14 protein-coding genes are annotated in these 16507 nt (G+C 60.4%); 6 read left to right on the top strand and 8 right to left on the bottom strand.

Features of this window, described 5'->3' with window-relative positions; all coding sequences use genetic code 11:
- Nucleotides 1-88: 88 nt before the first annotated feature.
- The 5 genes from prpF to AAEZ06_RS12435 form a co-directional block, all read right to left on the bottom strand.
- On the bottom strand, nt 89-1279 hold the full coding sequence (gene prpF / locus AAEZ06_RS12455; protein WP_149412041.1) for a 2-methylaconitate cis-trans isomerase PrpF: 1191 nt from the start codon (nt 1277-1279) through the stop codon (nt 89-91).
- A gap of 42 nt (nt 1280-1321) precedes the next feature.
- Complete coding sequence (gene acnD / locus AAEZ06_RS12450; protein WP_350614498.1) at nt 1322-3916, bottom strand: Fe/S-dependent 2-methylisocitrate dehydratase AcnD; 2595 nt, start codon at nt 3914-3916, stop codon at nt 1322-1324.
- Nucleotides 3917-3997: 81 nt separating this feature from the next.
- Nucleotides 3998-5125: a bifunctional 2-methylcitrate synthase/citrate synthase gene (gene prpC / locus AAEZ06_RS12445; RefSeq protein ID WP_149412043.1), complete on the bottom strand. Its 1128-nt coding sequence runs from the start codon at nt 5123-5125 to the stop codon at nt 3998-4000.
- A gap of 55 nt (nt 5126-5180) precedes the next feature.
- A complete protein-coding gene (gene prpB / locus AAEZ06_RS12440; RefSeq protein WP_149412044.1) occupies nt 5181-6074 on the bottom strand; it encodes a methylisocitrate lyase in 894 nt (297 codons plus the stop codon).
- Nucleotides 6071-6793, bottom strand: coding sequence for a GntR family transcriptional regulator (locus tag AAEZ06_RS12435; RefSeq protein ID WP_149412045.1), 723 nt, complete (start codon nt 6791-6793; stop codon nt 6071-6073). Before AAEZ06_RS12435 ends, prpB begins: the two co-directional genes overlap by 4 nt.
- 272 nt (nt 6794-7065) lie before the next feature.
- Between AAEZ06_RS12435 and rloA the strand changes: the two genes are divergently transcribed.
- From rloA to pabB, 4 genes are all read left to right on the top strand, one after another.
- Entirely contained in the window at nt 7066-7602 is a 537-nt protein-coding gene (gene rloA, locus AAEZ06_RS12430; RefSeq protein WP_149412046.1) for a retropepsin-like aspartic peptidase RloA, read from the top strand.
- Nucleotides 7603-7607: 5 nt separating this feature from the next.
- Nucleotides 7608-9140: an osmotic stress tolerance membrane protein RloB gene (gene rloB, locus AAEZ06_RS12425; RefSeq protein ID WP_149412047.1), complete on the top strand. Its 1533-nt coding sequence runs from the start codon at nt 7608-7610 to the stop codon at nt 9138-9140.
- Complete coding sequence (locus AAEZ06_RS12420) at nt 9140-10126, top strand: alpha-L-glutamate ligase-like protein (protein ID WP_149412048.1); 987 nt, start codon at nt 9140-9142, stop codon at nt 10124-10126. The genes rloB and AAEZ06_RS12420 overlap by 1 nt, the downstream gene beginning before the upstream one ends.
- A gap of 111 nt (nt 10127-10237) precedes the next feature.
- Nucleotides 10238-11581, top strand: coding sequence for an aminodeoxychorismate synthase component I (gene pabB, locus AAEZ06_RS12415; RefSeq protein WP_350614495.1), 1344 nt, complete (start codon nt 10238-10240; stop codon nt 11579-11581).
- A 212-nt stretch (nt 11582-11793) separates the two neighbouring features.
- Here the strand turns inward: pabB and thrH are convergent, their stop codons facing one another.
- Nucleotides 11794-12411: a bifunctional phosphoserine phosphatase/homoserine phosphotransferase ThrH gene (gene thrH / locus AAEZ06_RS12410; RefSeq protein ID WP_350614493.1), complete on the bottom strand. Its 618-nt coding sequence runs from the start codon at nt 12409-12411 to the stop codon at nt 11794-11796.
- A 153-nt stretch (nt 12412-12564) separates the two neighbouring features.
- Here thrH and AAEZ06_RS12405 point away from each other — a divergent pair, with 153 nt between their 5' ends.
- A complete protein-coding gene (locus AAEZ06_RS12405; protein ID WP_350614491.1) occupies nt 12565-13299 on the top strand; it encodes a phosphoadenylyl-sulfate reductase in 735 nt (244 codons plus the stop codon).
- 12 nt (nt 13300-13311) lie between these two features.
- Here AAEZ06_RS12405 and AAEZ06_RS12400 read toward each other — a convergent pair whose 3' ends face one another.
- Complete coding sequence (locus AAEZ06_RS12400; protein ID WP_149412052.1) at nt 13312-14235, bottom strand: LysR family transcriptional regulator; 924 nt, start codon at nt 14233-14235, stop codon at nt 13312-13314.
- A gap of 127 nt (nt 14236-14362) precedes the next feature.
- Here AAEZ06_RS12400 and AAEZ06_RS12395 point away from each other — a divergent pair, with 127 nt between their 5' ends.
- On the top strand, nt 14363-15109 hold the full coding sequence (locus tag AAEZ06_RS12395; RefSeq protein WP_149412053.1) for a 3-oxoacyl-ACP reductase family protein: 747 nt from the start codon (nt 14363-14365) through the stop codon (nt 15107-15109).
- A gap of 621 nt (nt 15110-15730) precedes the next feature.
- Here AAEZ06_RS12395 and AAEZ06_RS12390 read toward each other — a convergent pair.
- The gene (locus tag AAEZ06_RS12390; protein WP_149412054.1) at nt 15731-16420 is read right to left on the bottom strand and encodes an HAD-IA family hydrolase; all 690 of its coding nucleotides are present in this window, start codon (nt 16418-16420) and stop codon (nt 15731-15733) included.
- Between the last annotated feature and the right edge of the window lie 87 nt (nt 16421-16507).

The raw sequence follows: 16507 nt of genomic DNA, 5'->3' as shown, positions 1-16507 counted from the left end.
GTTCAGGGTTGGCAACGGTCAGTTGGTTTTCTTATGGGTGATGCTGGATGCTTGTTGTGGCGAGCGGGCTTGCCCGCTCGCCACAGGTTTAGAAAGCATCGCCCGGGACACGGACGAAGCCTTCCATCAACACCCGCGCACTGCGGCTCATGATGGCTTTTTTCACGACCCATTCGCCGTTGATCTGGCTGGCTTCAGCGCCAACGCGCAAGGTGCCCGACGGATGTCCGAAGCGCACGGCGCTGCGTTCCACACCACCCGCTGCAAGGTTGACCAAGGTCCCGGAAATCGCCGCGGCCGTGCCAATTGCCACCGCCGCGGTGCCCATCATCGCGTGGTGCAACTTGCCCATGGACAGCGCCCGCACCAGCAGGTCGACATCGCCCGCCGCAATCGCTTTGCCGCTGGACGCCACATAGTCCGCAGGCCGCGCCACAAACGCCACCTTCGGCGTGTGCTGACGTTTGGCTGCTTCGTCCAGATGTTGGATCAAGCCCATACGCAACGCACCGTGGGCACGAATGGTCTCGAACATCGCCAAGGCTTTCGGGTCGCTATTGATCGCACCCTGCAACTCGGTACCGGTGTAGCCCAGGTCCTGGGCGTTGATGAAGATGGTGGGAATCCCGGCATTGATCAGTGTGGCCTTGAAGGTGCCGACACCGGGCACTTCCAGGTCGTCGATCAGGTTGCCGGTAGGGAACATCGACCCACCACCGCCCTCTTCTTCTGCCGCCGGGTCCATGAATTCCAACTGCACTTCAGCCGCAGGGAAGGTCACGCCGTCCAGTTCGAAGTCACCGGTTTCCTGCACCGCGCCGTTGGTGATCGGTACATGGGCGATGATGGTCTTGGCGATATTGGCCTGCCAAATCCGCACCACGGCCACGCCGTTGTGGGGAATACGTGCGGCGTCCATCAGGCCGCTGCTGATGGCGAAGGAACCCACCGCCGCCGACAGATTGCCGCAGTTGCCGCTCCAGTCGACGAAAGGCTTGTCGATGGAAACCTGGCCAAACAGGTAATCCACATCGTGATCAGCACGGGTGCTTTTGGCGAGGATCACGGTTTTGCTGGTGCTGGACGTGGCGCCGCCCATACCGTCAATTTGCTTGTCGTAAGGGTCGGGGCTGCCGATCACGCGCAGCAGCAAGGCATCGCGGGCCGCGCCGTGCACCTGGGCCGATTCGGGCAGGTCCTTGAGGCTGAAAAATACGCCCTTGCTGGTGCCGCCACGCATGTAGATGGCGGGGATTTTGATCTGAGGTACGTGTGCCATGGTTTTCCTCATGGGCCGGGGTATAAACCCCGGCCACAGTTATCAGGCGGTCACTGCCGATTCCAGGAAGTCCTGGGCAAAACGTTGCAACACGCCACCCGCCTCGTAGATCGACACTTCTTCAGCGGTGTCGAGGCGGCAAGTCATCGGCACCTCGACGCGTTCGCCATTTTTGCGGTTGATCACCAACGTCAGCGTGGCGCGCGGGGTGCGCTCGCCGATCACGTCATAGGTTTCGCTGCCATCAATACCCAGCGTCTTGCGGTCAGTGCCGGGGAAAAACTCCAGCGGCAACACGCCCATGCCCACCAGGTTGGTGCGGTGGATACGCTCGAAGCCTTCGGCGGCAATCGCCTCGACACCGGCCAGGCGCACGCCTTTGGCTGCCCAGTCCCGGGACGAACCCTGGCCATAGTCCTGGCCTGCAATGATGATCAGCGGCTGCTTGCGTTCCATGTAGATTTCGATCGCTTCCCACATCCGCGTGACCTTGCCTTCCGGCTCCAGGCGCGTCAGTGAGCCCTGTTTGACCTTGCCGTTCTCGACGACCATTTCATTGAACAGCTTCGGGTTCGCGAAGGTGGCGCGCTGGGCGGTCAGGTGGTCGCCACGGTGGGTTGCGTAAGAGTTGAAGTCGACTTCCGGCAGGCCCATTTTCGCCAGGTATTCACCGGCGGCGCTGTCCAACATGATGGCGTTGGACGGCGACAGATGATCGGTGGTGATGTTGTCCGGCAGCACCGCCAGCGGGCGCATGCCCTTGAGCGGACGGGCACCGGCCAACGCGCCTTCCCAGTACGGCGGGCGGCGGATATAGGTGCTTTGCGGGCGCCAGTCATACAGCGGCTCGACTTTCGGGCCGGTGTCTTCGTGGATAGCGAACATCGGAATATAGACCTGGCGGAACTGTTCCGGCTTGACCGACGCCTTGACCACCGCGTCGATTTCTTCGTCGCTGGGCCAGATGTCTTTCAGGCGGATTTCCTGGCCATTGGCGTCCAGGCCCAGCACGTCCTTTTCGATGTCGAAACGGATGGTGCCAGCAATGGCGTAGGCGACTACCAGCGGCGGCGAGGCGAGGAATGCCTGCTTGGCGTACGGGTGAATCCGTCCGTCAAAGTTGCGGTTACCCGACAGCACGGCGGTGGCGTACAGGTCACGGTCGATGATCTCTTGCTGGATCACCGGGTCCAGCGCGCCGGACATACCGTTGCAGGTGGTGCAGGCAAATCCCACCACACCAAAACCCAGTTGCTCAAGCTGCGTGGTCAACCCGGCTTCGTCGAGGTACATGGCCACCGTTTTGGAGCCCGGCGCCAGGGACGACTTGACCCACGGCTTGCGTTCCAGCCCAAGCTTGTTGGCGTTGCGCGCCAGCAGGCCTGCGGCAATCACGTTGCGCGGGTTGCTGGTGTTGGTGCAACTGGTGATGGCGGCGATGATTACCGCGCCGTCGGGCATTTGCCCCGGCACATCGTCCCACTGCCCGCAAATGCCCTTGGCCGCCAGGTCGCTGGTGGCGACACGGGCGTGAGGGTTACTCGGGCCGGCCATGTTGCGCACGACGGAGGACAAGTCAAAGGTCAGCCCGCGCTCGTATTGCGCGCCTTTGAGGCTATCTGCCCACAAGCCGGTGTGACGGGCGTACTGCTCCACCAGGGTGACTTGTTCGTCTTCACGGCCGGTGAGTTTCAGGTAAGCGATGGTTTGCTGGTCGATGTAGAACATCGCCGCCGTGGCGCCGTATTCCGGGGCCATGTTGGAGATGGTGGCGCGGTCGCCCAGGGTCAGCTTCGACGCGCCTTCACCGAAGAATTCCAGCCAGGCGCCGACGACTTTTTGCTGACGCAGGAACTCGGTCAACGCCAGCACCATATCGGTGGCAGTGATGCCCGGTTGCAGCTTGCCCGTCAACTCGACGCCGACGCTCTCCGGCAGGCGCATCCACGAGGCGCGGCCGAGCATCACGCTCTCGGCTTCCAGGCCACCAACACCGATGGCGATCACGCCCAGGGCGTCCACGTGAGGGGTGTGGCTGTCGGTGCCGACGCACGTATCGGGGAAGGCCACGCCGTCACGCACCTGGATCACCGGAGACATTTTCTCCAGGTTGATCTGGTGCATGATGCCGTTGCCCGGCGGGATCACGTCGACGTTCTTGAAGGCTTTTTTGGTCCACTCGATAAAGTGGAAACGGTCTTCGTTGCGGCGGTCTTCGATGGCTCGGTTTTTCTCAAAAGCGTCCGGGTCGAAACCGCCACTTTCCACGGCCAGGGAGTGGTCGACGATCAATTGGGTCGGCACCACCGGGTTGACCTGGGCTGGGTCGCCGCCTTGCAGGGCAATGGCGTCACGCAGGCCGGCGAGGTCCACCAGGGCGGTCTGGCCGAGAATGTCGTGACAGACCACGCGGGCCGGGAACCACGGGAAGTCGAGGTCGCGCTTGCGGTCGATCAGTTGGCCAAGGGACGCATTGAGGGTCGCCGGGTCGCAGCGGCGCACGAGGTTTTCTGCCAGCACACGGGAGGTGTACGGCAAGGTGGCGTAGGCGCCGGGGGTGATGGCATCGACGGCCGCTTGGGCGTCGTAGTATTCCAGTCGGCTGCCGGGCAGCGGTTTGCGGTGTTCAGTGTTCATCGTCAGGACTCGGTCACGGTAGTTGCAAAAGGAAGAACCGGTGCTGATCCGGTTTCACCCCGAGATCAGCGGTTTCTCCACTCAGCGACGTTCGATTGGCACGAACTTGCGCTGTTCGACGCCGGTGTACTCGGCGCTCGGACGGATGATGCGGTTGTTGGCACGCTGTTCGAACACATGAGCCGCCCAGCCGGTCAGGCGCGAGCAGACGAAAATCGGCGTGAACAGTTTGGTCGGGATGCCCATGAAGTGGTACGCCGAGGCATGGTAGAAGTCGGCATTGGGAAACAGTTTCTTCTGTTCCCACATGGTCTTGTCGATGGCTTCGGAAACCGGGAACAACACCGTGTCGCCCACCTCGTCAGCGAGTTTTTTCGACCAGCCCTTGATCACTTCATTGCGCGGGTCGTTGTCTTTATAGATCGCGTGGCCAAAGCCCATGATCTTGTCCTTTCGCGCCAGCATGCCGAGGGTGCCTTCGATGGCTTCTTGCGGTGAAGAGAAACGCTCGATCATCTCCATCGCCGCTTCGTTGGCACCGCCGTGCAGCGGGCCGCGCAGGGAGCCGATGGCGGCGGTGACGCAGGAATACAGGTCCGACAGGGTCGAGGCACAGACCCGTGCGGTGAAGGTGGAGGCGTTGAATTCGTGCTCGGCGTAGAGAATCAGCGAGACGTTCATGACCTTGACGTGCAACTCGCTCGGCTTCTTGTCATGCAACAAGTGCAGGAGGTGGCCGCCGATGGAGGCCTCATCCGTCACGCAGTTGGTGCGTAAACCCTCGTGACTGAAGCGATACCAGTAGCACATGATCGCCGGGAACGCGGCCAGCAGGCGGTCGGTGATGTCGTGCTGCACGCTGAAGTCTTTCTCCGGCTCGATATTGCCCAGGAACGAGCAACCGGTGCGCATCACGTCCATCGGGTGGGCGTCGGCGGGGATGCGTTCCAGCACTTCTTTCAGCGCTTGCGGCAGGTCACGCAGCTTGCTCAGCTTAGCGCTGTAGGCAGCAAGTTCGGTTTTGGTCGGCAGTTCGCCGTACAGCAGCAGGTAGGCGACTTCTTCAAACTGCGCGTCGGCGGCCAGTTCGCGCACGTCGTAGCCGCGATAGGTCAGGCCGGCGCCGGCCTGGCCCACGGTGGACAGTGCGGTCTGCCCGGCGATCTGGCCACGCAGGCCAGCGCCACTCAATACTTTTGCTTCAGCCATGGTTATCTCCAATCTTGTATTTATTAGGCTCTTTACTGGAAAAGCGCTTGGACCATTACTTCTTGGCGGCAAACAGCGCGTCGAGCTTCTGCTCGAAGGTGTGGTAGTCGATGCGATCGTAAAGCTCCATGCGGGTTTGCATGGTGTCGATCACGTTCTGCTGGGTGCCGTCGCGACGGATTGCGGTGTAGACGTTTTCGGCGGCCTTGTTCATGGCCCGGAATGCCGACAGCGGGTACAGCACCAGGGAAACATCGGCAGATTTCAACTGTTCGACGGTGTACAGCGCGGTGGCGCCAAATTCGGTGATGTTGGCGAGGATCGGCGCCTTCACGCGGGCGGCGAACAGCTTGTACATGTCCAGTTCGGTGATGGCTTCAGGGAAGACCATGTCGGCGCCGGCCTCGATACACGCGGCGGCACGTTCCAGGGCTGATTCCAGGCCTTCGACAGCCAGGGCGTCGGTGCGGGCCATGATCACGAAGCTGTCATCGGTGCGAGCGTCGACCGCTGCCTTAATGCGGTCGACCATTTCCTGCAGGGAGACGATTTCTTTATTAGGGCGATGACCACAGCGCTTGGCTCCCACCTGATCTTCAATATGGATCGCCGCCGCGCCGAACTTGATCATCGACTTGACGGTGCGCGCCACGTTGAACGCCGAAGAACCGAAACCGGTGTCGACATCCACCAACAGCGGCAGATCGCAGACATCGGTGATACGGCGCACATCGGTCAGCACGTCATCCAGGCTAGTAATGCCCAGGTCCGGCACGCCGAGGGAGCCTGCAGCCACCCCGCCACCGGACAGGTAAATCGCCTTGAACCCGGCGCGCTTGGCCAGCAAGGCATGGTTGGCGTTGATCGCGCCAACGACTTGCAACGGATGCTCGCTGGCGACGGCATCGCGAAAGCGCTGGCCTGGAGTGCTCTTGTTGTTGGAACTCATGACTCACCTCGTGGAGTGGCTGTCTGGTGGGCGCTGTCCGGGAAATGACGCGCGATATTGCGTTTGGACGCGCCGATATGACGGCGCATCAACAACTCGGCCAGTTCACCGTCGCGATCGGCAATCGCGTCAAGGATCCGGTGATGCTCGGCAAAGGCCTGGCGTGGACGATTGGGGGTAGCGGAAAACTGGATGCGGTACATGCGCACCAACTGATACAGCTCGCCGCACAACATTTGGGTCAGGGTGCGATTGCCGGCGCCTTGAATTATCCGGTAATGAAAGTCGAAGTCACCTTCCTGTTGGTAGTAGCCGACGCCGGCCTGGAACGCCGCATCGCGCTCGTGGGTGTGCAGCACCTGGCGTAGTTCCTCGATCTCTTCGTCGGTCATGCGCTCGGCAGCCAGCCGGCAAGCCATGCCTTCCAGGGACTCGCGGATTTCGTAGAGCTCCACCAGTTCGGCCTGGCTGAGGGAAACCACCCGCGCACCCACGTGGGGGATGCGCACCAGCAGGCGCTGGCCTTCCAGGCGGTGAATCGCCTCGCGCAGCGGGCCACGGCTGATACCGTAAGTGCGCGCCAGTTCCGGCTCGGAGATCTTGCTGCCAGGGGCGATTTCGCCCTTGACGATGGCGGCCTGGATTCGCCGGAACACGTTCTCCGACATGGTCTGGGAATCGTCCTGCGCCGCGACCGGAATTACCAGCTGATCCAGCATATTGTCGACACCTTTAAAAGCAATGTCGCAAAAACTAGCCAATCAGCCCAGAATAGTCAAAGAATAAATACACATTGTCGACAATCGCCTAATAACCCTCCTTGCTCTTTATCAGGGCATGGCCGCCTGCCAGCGCTGGCGTCAGAAAACCTTCATGTTAGAATGCCCGCCGCATTTGCCTGACATCCAAAGATGAAAAGGCGCACGAGGGAGCTTGCGCAGCAATGCCAGTCGCCTTGAATCAAACATCGCACTGCACCGCCTCAGGATTTATGAGACTCAAGCCCTTCCCCCTATTGTTTTGCCTACTGTTTATACCGGGCCTTGGCTCTGCCGCCGAGAAGACCGTGTATGGCCTCAATGAATACGCCAAACTGGCCGGCATTGACCTGGAAGTCGCCGCCAAACTCGACACCGGCGCCAAGACCGCCTCCCTGAGTGCCCGCGACATCAAGCGTTTCAAGCGCAACGGTGAATCCTGGGTGCGTTTCTACCTCGCCATCGATACCGCTCACTCCCACCCCATCGAACGTCCTCTGGCCCGCGTCAGCAAGATCAAGCGCCGCGCCGGCGATTACGACCCCGATGAGGACAAAAACTACACCGCCCGTCCAGTGATTGCCCTGGACATCTGCATGGGCACCGCTTTACGCAGCATCGAAGTGAACTTGACTGACCGCAGCGCTTTCCAATACCCGCTGCTGATCGGCTCCGAAGCCTTGAAACGCTTTGATGCGCTGGTCGACCCCAGTCTTAAATACGCGGCGGGCAAACCTGCCTGCGCCACCGACGCTCATACCGCCGAGTAATCCCAATGCGCGCTCTTAATCTGCACCTGAAAATCCTGATCGCTGTCCTGGTGGTGCTGGGCATTTCGATCACGGCCTATCAGATTTTCGTCCTGGGCATCCCGGTGACCGAAGATGCCACCGACGACCTGTGGAACATCGACGCCAAGGTCGAGTTCGTCGCCAACGCCAAGGACCCGGTGAAGATCCAGATGTTCGTGCCGCCCCTGAGCCGCGATTACGTCAGCCTCAATGAAAGCTTCATCTCCAATAACTACGGAGTGAGCGTCAATCGCGTCGACGGCAATCGCAAGGTCACCTGGTCGGCGCGCCGCGCCAAGGGTAACCAAACCCTCTACTACCGCCTGGTGCTGACCAAGCGCTACAGCGGCGAGAAGATCAAGGTCAAGGGCCCGACTTTCCGCGACAGCATCGCCGTCGAGGGCCCGGAAAAAATCGCCGCAGAAGCCCTGCTTGCGCCAATCCGCCAGCACTCGGCGGACGTCGAAACCTTTATCAGCGAAGCCATCAAACGCACCAACAACCTCAGCGACGACAACGTCAAGCTGCTGCTGGCGGGCGACCCCTCGACGCCGCACAAAGCCAAGATCGTCGAACTGCTGCTGTCCATCGCCCACGTGCCGGTGGAAAAGGTCCACACCATCCGCCTCGTCGCCGACCAGCCGCAAACCCCAGAACTGTGGCTGCGCAGCTTCAATGGCAATGACTGGCTGTACTTCAACCCGGACACCGGCGAACAAGGCCTGCCGTCTGACCGCCTGCTGTGGTGGACCGGTGACGAAAACCTGATCACCGTCGACGGAGGCAAGAAGGCCATGGTGACCTTCAGCCTGAACAACAGCGAAATGAACGCCATTCGCCTGGCCAAGCTGACCGACGAAAACACCGACGCCAACTTCCTCGAATACTCGCTCTACGGCCTGCCGCTGCAAACCCAGCAGACCTTCATGATCATGGTGATGATCCCGATTGGCGTGCTGGTGATCCTGATCCTGCGCAACCTGATCGGCCTGCAGACCCTGGGCACGTTTACGCCGGTGCTGATTGCCCTGGCGTTCCGTGAGACGCAGTTGGGCTTCGGCATCGTGTTATTCACCATTATTACCGCGCTGGGCTTATCCCTCAGGTCGTACCTGGAACACTTGAAGCTGCAGATGCTACCGAGGTTGTCGGTGGTGCTGACCTTCGTGGTGGTGCTGATCGCGGCCATCAGCCTGTTCAGCCATAAGCTGGGCCTGGAGCGCGGGCTGTCGGTTGCGCTGTTCCCGATGGTGATCCTGACCATGACCATCGAACGCCTGTCCATTACCTGGGAAGAGCGCGGTGGCGGCCATGCCATGAAAGTAGCGATCGGCACGCTGTTCGCCGCGTCCCTGGCGCACCTGATCATGAGCGTGCCGGAGTTGATCTACTTCGTCTTCACCTTCCCTGCGATCCTGCTGATCCTGGTGGGCTTTATGCTGGCCATGGGTCGTTATCGCGGCTACCGCCTGACCGAACTGGTGCGTTTCAAGGCCTTCATCAAGGCTGACTCGTAATGTTCGGCTTCTGGAAGACCTGGAAGGCCCTGGAAGCGCGGGGCATCATGGGCATCAACCGGCGTAACGCCGACTACGTACTCAAGTACAACAAGCGCAGCCTGTATCCTATCGTCGATGACAAAATCATCACCAAGGAACGGGCCATCGCCGCCGGCATTCATGTGCCGGAGCTATACGGGGTGATCTCCACCGAGAAGGAAATCGACAAGCTCGACGAGATCATCGGCGGGCGCAGCGACTTCGTGATCAAGCCGGCCCAGGGCGCCGGCGGTGACGGCATCCTAGTGATTGCCGACCGCTTTGAAGGCCGTTATCGCACGGTGTCCGGCAAGATCATCAGCCATGAAGAAATCGAACACCAGATTTCCAGCATCCTCACCGGCCTGTATTCCCTGGGCGGCCACCGCGATCGCGCGCTGATCGAATACCGGGTGGTCCCGGACCAAATTTTCAAAAGCATCAGCTACGAAGGCGTGCCGGACATCCGCATCATCGTGCTGATGGGCTACCCGGTGATGGCCATGCTGCGCCTGCCAACCCGTCAGTCCGGCGGCAAGGCCAACCTGCACCAGGGCGCCATCGGCGTCGGCGTAGACTTGGCCACTGGCCTGACCCTGCGCGGTACCTGGCTAAACAACATCATCACCAAACACCCCGACACTACCAACGCGGTGGATGGCGTGCAGTTGCCCAACTGGGACGGCTTCATGAAGCTCGCAGCGGGCTGCTATGAGCTGTGCGGGCTGGGGTATATCGGCGTGGACATGGTGCTGGACCAGGAAAAAGGTCCGTTGATCCTTGAACTCAATGCCCGACCGGGGCTGAATATCCAGATCGCCAACGACTGCGGCCTAACCTTACGTACCCACGCAGTGGAAGCGCGACTGGAAGAGCTGAAGACGGCCGGCGTGACGGAAACGCCGGAAGAACGGGTGAAGTTTGCGCAGGAGATGTTTGGGCATATTCCGGCGGTGGAAGGATAAAGGCAGCTACAAGCGGCAAGCTACGAGCTGCAAGAAAGAGCAGCTGTGTCATTTAACTCGTGGCTTGAAGCTTGGAGCTTGGAGCTACCCCCCAAGGCTGATCCACACAGCATGTTGACCTGTTCCGTACACCCCCTGCCCTACCGAGCCAACCCTGCCGAGTATTTCGCGGCTATTCGACATGCCCCCGGTGCGGTGCTGCTAGACAGTGGCCGGCCGAGTGCCGAGCGTGGTCGCTATGATTTGCTCAGTGCCTGGCCGGAAGCGACATTGGCGGTTTGGCCGGATGAAAGCGGCAGCGATTTCCTGCAACGGCTACGGGAGAACCTGACGCTATTGGGTGAAGCCTCCCTGCCCGCCCCTTATGAACTGCCGTTTGCCGGCGGGCTGATCGGTTACCTCAGCTACGACTTCGGCCGTCACCTAGAACAGCTGCCGCATCAGGCCGTGGATGATCTGCGCCTGCCCGATGCGCGCTTTGGCCTGTATGCCTGGGCATTGATCAGCGACCATCAGGCGCTTACCAGCCAGTTGGTGTTTCACCCCAAACTCAGCGAAGGCGAGCGGCAACGCCTAGCGACGCTATTCAGCCAGCCCGCCGCCAGTGCGCCCGCCACCTTCAAACTGCACGGCGCAATGACCCCGGACCTGACCGCCGAGGCGTACGAACAAGCCCTGGCCCGCATCCAGGACTACATCCAGGCTGGCGACTGCTATCAGGTCAACTTCGCCCAACGCTTTCGCGCGCCTTGCATCGGCGATCCGTGGGTAGCTTATTGCGCTCTGCGCGAAGCCTGTCCAACGCCGTTTTCGGGGTTCCAGAGCCTGCCGGACGATGGCGCGGTACTGAGTTTGTCGCCCGAGCGTTTCGTCAAAGTCAGCGAACGCCAGGTAGAAACCCGGCCGATCAAGGGCACGCGCCCGCGCGGGCTGACACCCAGCGAAGACGCTGCCAACGCCGCCGAACTCCTGGCCAGCGCCAAGGATCGTGCAGAAAACCTGATGATCGTCGATCTGCTGCGCAACGATCTGGGCCGCACCTGCCGCACTGGCTCGGTGAAGGTGCCAGAGTTGTTCAGCCTGGAAAGTTATCCCAACGTTCACCATCTGGTCAGTAGCGTCACCGGCGAATTGGCGATTGATAAAGACGCCCTGGACCTGATCGCCGGCAGCTTCCCCGGCGGCTCGATCACCGGCGCGCCGAAGATTCGCGCGATGCAGATTATTGACGAACTGGAACCGACCCGGCGCGGACTGTACTGCGGCTCATTGTTGTACCTGGACGTGCGCGGGGAGATGGACAGCTCCATCGCCATTCGCAGCTTGCTGGTCAAGGATGGCCAGGTGTGTTGCTGGGGCGGTGGCGGGATTATCGCCGACTCCGAGTGGCAGGCAGAGTATCAAGAGTCGATGACCAAGGTGCGAGTGTTGCTGGAGACCCTGGAAGGGCTGTAACCAAATACCCTGTGGCGAGTGGGCTTGCCCCCGTTGGGCTGCGCAGCAGCCCCCAATAAGGTGACCGCGGTGCTTCAGAGATCACTTCATTGCAGGCTTTGGGGCCGCTTCGCAGCCCAACGGGGGCAAGCCCCCTCGCCACAAAGAGCCCCTAGACACAAAATTGAAGCCTACAAAGTTCGTAGGTCTCTTAGCTTCCCGTCACCAGAGAATCACAGGCTCAACGGCCGATTCGACGCCTTGATGAATTCCTGCTTCAAATCCTCAAATGTATGCACCGCCGGAAACTGCGGAAACTCTCGAATCACATTCTCGGGTGCGTGAAACAGGATGCCCTGGTCGGCCTCGCCCAGCATGGTGGTGTCGTTGTAGGAATCCCCAGCAGCAATCACTCGGTAGTACAGGCTCTTGAAAGCCAACACCGACTGACGCTTGGGATCTTTCTGACGCAACTGGTAACTCACCACCCGATCATTCTCGTCGGTAATCAACCGATGGCAGAGCAAGGTCGGAAAGCCCAATTGGCGCATCAGCGGCTGGGAAAACTCATAGAACGTATCCGACAGAATCACCACCTGGAAGCGCTCGCGCAGCCAGTTGACGAAGTCGATGGCGCCATCCAGCGGCTTGAGGGTGGCGATCACTTCCTGGATGTCAGAAAGTTTGAGGCCGTGCTCGTCGAGAATCCGTAGGCGTTGCTTCATCAGCACGTCGTAGTCGGGAATGTCCCGAGTGGTGGCCCGCAGGGATTCAATACCGGTTTTTTCGGCGAAGGCGATCCAGATTTCCGGAACCAGCACCCCTTCCAGGTCGAGACAGGCAATTTCCACAACACACTCCCATTGATATTGTTAAGTTGAGCGAGCAAAAAAAGGACTGCCGAACTCTAGCGATTCATGCTCGCCGCCGCAACGCAGAGCGGATTTTGTTACCATCGCCTCCTATAGAGCGCTCAGCGCCACTGACCTGTAGGAACCGTCCTGATGAACCAAGCCTTCGACGTCGCTGAACTCGCCGCGACTTATGCCAACAAGTCCGCCCAGGACATCCTCAAACTGGCGTTCAGCCAGTTCGGCGACGACTTGTGGATCTCTTTCAGCGGTGCCGAGGACGTGGTGCTGGTAGACATGGCCTGGAAGCTGAACAAAAACGTCAAGGTGTTCAGCCTCGACACCGGCCGTCTGCACCCGGAGACCTACCGGTTTATCGAGCAAGTGCGGGATTTCTACAAAATCGATATCGAATTGATCTCCCCGGACCAAAGCAAGCTGGAACCTTTCGTCAAGGAAAAGGGCCTGTTCAGCTTCTACAAGGACGGCCATGGTGAATGCTGCGGCGTGCGCAAGATCGAACCGCTGCGACGCAAGCTCTCCAGCGTCAGCGCCTGGGCCACCGGCCAGCGCCGCGACCAGAGCCCCGGCACCCGCAGCCAAGTGGCAGCGCTGGAAATCGACACGGCCTTCTCCACCCCGGAACGCACCCTGTACAAATTCAACCCGCTGGCACAAATGACCAGCGAGGAGATCTGGGGCTACATCCGCATGCTGGAATTGCCGTACAACAGCCTGCACGAACGCGGCTTTATCAGCATCGGCTGCGAGCCCTGCACCCGCCCGGTGTTGCCGAACCAGCACGAGCGCGAAGGCCGTTGGTGGTGGGAAGAAGCAACCCAGAAGGAATGCGGGCTACATGCGGGGAATATCATCAGCAAGGGGTGAGGTTTAACTCAGTCAAACTGCGCTGAACCGCTGGCCCAATTGCTGTTCGGCAAACTGCTCGATGATGAAGTCGACGAAGGCCCGGGTCTTGCCCGGCAGCAGTTTGTGTTCGCCGTAGTAGAGAGAGATGTTGCCGTCGTCGACGTACCAGTCCGGCAGGACTCGCTGCAACTCGCCGCTGTCGAGGAATGGCACCGCCATCGGCATGCTCACCAAGGCAATGCCAAGGCCTTGGGCGCTGGCGCAGCAGGCGGCTTCGGAGTCACTCATGGTCATTCCCGGCTTGAGCACCAATGGCCGGTGCTCGTGACTGCGACTGGTCAGTTGCCAGGAACGAACTCGCCCGGTTTGTGGCGAGCGGATCAGGATGCCGTTGCACCGTGCCAGGTCCTCGGGCGACAGCACCGGCAGGCGTCGCGCCAGGTAATCCGGTGAGGCCACCAGAACTCGGTGAGCCGGGGTCAATTTGCGCGCGACCACCCCTTGAGGCAGGTCAAAACCACCGCCAATGGCGGCGTCGAAGCCTTGGCCGATCAGGTCCACCTGGCGATTATCGAAATGCCAATCCGGGCTGATATCGGGGAAACGTTTCAGAAACTCCCCCAGCAACGGCATCACATAGCGATTACCGAACACAGTGCCCATGCTGACTTTGAGCGTGCCCACCGGCCGTCCTTCGGCGCTGGCCAGGTTGGCCACGGCGTTTTGGATGGTGGTGAGGCTACTGCTGACCTCCTCCAGAAACAGCTTGCCGGCTTCGGTCAGGGTCAAGCGCCGGGTGCTGCGCTGGAACAAGCGCACACCCAGGCGCGCTTCCAGCTTGGCAACGCTTTTGCCGACGGCAGCCGGGGTCAGGCTCAGGTGCCGAGCGGCTTCGGCAAAGCTGCCACCTTCAGCGCTGCGCACGAAGCATTCGATACTGCCAAAGCTTTCCATATCGTCACATTCTAAACTTTTGGTTTACACAGACTATAGCAATCACGGTCTACCGAGACAGGGTTGTGTGGTCGATACTCGGCGCCAACACCAAGGCAGCCCCGCCTTGAATAATTGGGAGATCGACATGACCACACAAAATCTCAGCGGCAAAGTCGCCTTGATCCAGGGCGGTTCCCGCGGCATCGGTGCCGCCATCGTCAAACGCCTCGCGGCGCAAGGCGCAGCAGTTGCCTTCACCTACGTCAGCTCTGCGGCCAAGGCCCAAGACTTGCAAAACAGCGTGATCAGCGACGGCGGCAAAGCCCTGGCGATACATGCTGACAGCGCCGATGCCGCTGCCATTCGCAATGCGGTCAGCGCTACCGTCGAAGCGTTCGGGCGCCTGGATATCCTGGTGAACAACGCCGGCGTACTGGCAGTGGGGCCACTGGAAGATTTCAAACTGGAAGACTTTGACCAGACCCTAGCCATCAACGTGCGCAGCGTGTTTATCGCCACTCAGGAAGCAGCCAAGCATATGGGCGAAGGTGGCCGCATCATCAACATCGGCAGCACCAACGCCGAGCGCATGCCATTTGCCGGTGGTGGTCCGTATGCCATGAGCAAGGCGGCGCTGGTGGGCTTGACCAAAGGCCTGGCGAGGGACCTGGGGCCTCGGGGGATTACCATCAACAACGTGCAGCCAGGCCCGGTGGATACTGATATGAATCCGGCCAACGGTGATTTTGCCGAGAGCCTGATCGGGCTCATGGCGGTTGGGCGTTATGGCCGCGTAGAAGAGATTGCCAGTTTTGTGGCATATCTGGTGGGGCCGGAAGCTGGGTATATCACTGGCGCGAGTTTGACGATTGACGGTGGGTTCAGTGCTTGATCGGTCTGAAATGCACTCTTTGATCTGACAGAGATCAGATGTGGGAGTTGGCTTGTTGGGTTGGGTTGGGTACATATCCGTTATTTTGGTCAGGGCGACTTGGGGTTACGCCCTTACGGCGTGTCACTTTGAAAAGCCCAAAGTAACCAAAGGCTCTTGCCCCACCACTCGGTGCCTCGCTGTGGCTCGGCATGCCTTCTCTGCGGCATTGCTCCGTGGGCCGCCGCGACGGGCCATCCTTGGCCCAACGCGGCTAAACCGGCGTCCTGCCGGTTTACCCACGGATCAATGCCTGCGTTCAGCCATCGTGGTTAACGGGGCGCCTCAGATCAAAATCAAAAGCACGGCGGCCTGGTAGCCGACCTGAGTGGTGAGAAGCAAGAGCGGATCCCATGCCCCCTGTAGAGCGAGCTTGCTCGCGATGGTCGTTAACGATGACACGGGCATCCTGGATGAATGCGGTGCCTGTGAGCCCATCGCAGGCGAGCCAGCCCCCACAGAAAAGCGGATTGGCGCTGGCTTTTGATCTCGCTCTTGATCTGCCTGCCCATAAAACCAGAGGCTGAACACAGGTGTTGTGCAGTGGCTAAACCGGCAAGGATGCCGGTTTAGCCAGGTGGATCAGCGCAACGGCGGCAAGCCGTAAGCCGCAAGATCGAAGTCCGCCAGCTGGCGGATGATCTGGTCGGCGTGGTGGTACTTGCTGTCGGCCATGGCTTCATCCGGCACGGCGATGGCGGTCATGTTCGCGGCTTTGGCGGCGGTGACGCCGAAGGGTGAATCTTCAAACACCAGGCAATTCTCGGGCGCTATGCCCAGACGGCGGGCGGCGGTGAGGAAGATGTCCGGCGCAGGCTTGGCGGCACCAACTTCTGGGTCGTCGGCGGTGACGATGGTGTCGAACAAACTAAACCATTCCTTATGCAGGGTGGTCTTGTGGCCAAAGGAATTGCGCGATGAACTGGTACCCACGGCAATCGGAATGTTGTGGGCCTTCAAGTGCCGCACCAGCGCTTCAGCGCCCGGCATGCCGAGGGCTTTGGGGAAGCGCGCGCTCATCAGCGGCTCGCGGATCACTAGGAATTCTGCGGGTGTAATCGGCAATTCCAGGGCCTTGACCACGTACTCGGCCAGGTCCTGGGCGCCACGCCCGATGATGTGCTGCTTGATACTCCAGTCGTAGGTACGACCGTAGCGTTCGGCGATGATTTGCGTGACTTCGGTGTAGATGCCTTCAGTGTCCAGCAACAACCCGTCCATATCGAAAATCACGGCCTTGATCGGGCCGACAGCAGTACGCGGTGCGTTCATCACAACAGATCCGTTGGCAGGGACGTCGGCGCAGCAGCACGCCGCAGACGTTGAAGACTAAAAGGATTCAGCACAATAACGGCCGGG

This window comes from Pseudomonas sp. HY7a-MNA-CIBAN-0227 (assembly GCF_040310325.1).
Lineage (GTDB): Bacteria > Pseudomonadota > Gammaproteobacteria > Pseudomonadales > Pseudomonadaceae > Aquipseudomonas.
The sequence above is the reverse complement of the archived record's forward strand: the minus strand, read 5'-3'. Positions and strand labels throughout refer to the sequence as shown.

Coding starts and splice junctions, on each gene's coding strand:
- prpF (WP_149412041.1), bottom strand. CDS start 1,279: ATGGCACACGTACCTCAGATCAAAATCCCCGCCATCTACATGCGTGGC.
- acnD (WP_350614498.1), bottom strand. CDS start 3,916: ATGAACACTGAACACCGCAAACCGCTGCCCGGCAGCCGACTGGAATAC.
- prpC (WP_149412043.1), bottom strand. CDS start 5,125: ATGGCTGAAGCAAAAGTATTGAGTGGCGCTGGCCTGCGTGGCCAGATC.
- prpB (WP_149412044.1), bottom strand. CDS start 6,074: ATGAGTTCCAACAACAAGAGCACTCCAGGCCAGCGCTTTCGCGATGCC.
- AAEZ06_RS12435 (WP_149412045.1), bottom strand. CDS start 6,793: ATGCTGGATCAGCTGGTAATTCCGGTCGCGGCGCAGGACGATTCCCAG.
- rloA (WP_149412046.1), top strand. CDS start 7,066: ATGAGACTCAAGCCCTTCCCCCTATTGTTTTGCCTACTGTTTATACCG.
- rloB (WP_149412047.1), top strand. CDS start 7,608: ATGCGCGCTCTTAATCTGCACCTGAAAATCCTGATCGCTGTCCTGGTG.
- AAEZ06_RS12420 (WP_149412048.1), top strand. CDS start 9,140: ATGTTCGGCTTCTGGAAGACCTGGAAGGCCCTGGAAGCGCGGGGCATC.
- pabB (WP_350614495.1), top strand. CDS start 10,238: ATGTTGACCTGTTCCGTACACCCCCTGCCCTACCGAGCCAACCCTGCC.
- AAEZ06_RS12405 (WP_350614491.1), top strand. CDS start 12,565: ATGAACCAAGCCTTCGACGTCGCTGAACTCGCCGCGACTTATGCCAAC.
- AAEZ06_RS12400 (WP_149412052.1), bottom strand. CDS start 14,235: ATGGAAAGCTTTGGCAGTATCGAATGCTTCGTGCGCAGCGCTGAAGGT.
- AAEZ06_RS12395 (WP_149412053.1), top strand. CDS start 14,363: ATGACCACACAAAATCTCAGCGGCAAAGTCGCCTTGATCCAGGGCGGT.
- AAEZ06_RS12390 (WP_149412054.1), bottom strand. CDS start 16,420: ATGAACGCACCGCGTACTGCTGTCGGCCCGATCAAGGCCGTGATTTTC.